This is a genomic window from Gilvimarinus sp. 1_MG-2023 (genome assembly GCF_030548285.1).
The window spans coordinates 1-240 of sequence record NZ_JAUOSC010001604.1; the positions used below are offsets into that span (position 1 = coordinate 1).

1 protein-coding gene is annotated in these 240 nt (G+C 53.3%); it reads right to left on the reverse strand.

The annotated features are described in order from the left end of the window. Positions 1–219 (reverse strand): aminoacyl-tRNA hydrolase (locus Q4563_RS22210; protein ID WP_303606084.1); only part of this gene is annotated, 219 nt, incomplete at its 3' end. Positions 220–240 lie beyond the last annotated feature (21 nt).

Genomic DNA, 240 nt, shown 5'->3' on the forward strand with positions numbered 1-240 from the left:
GTCCTTGCTGATCCGGCTGTCCGAGATGTTGGCAAGGCGTTCCTTGATATAACCAGGCAGGGACGATGCACCGATATCAAAGCGCAAATGGATGGCACTGGATACCTTGTTGACGTTCTGGCCACCGGCACCCTGGGCACGGATGGCTTGCAGGTCAATCTGATACAGTGGAATGGAGTGGCGGCTGGAAATTTCCAGTTCGGTTTCGGAATCAGTCATGGCGTTCTGTTGGTTGAGAAT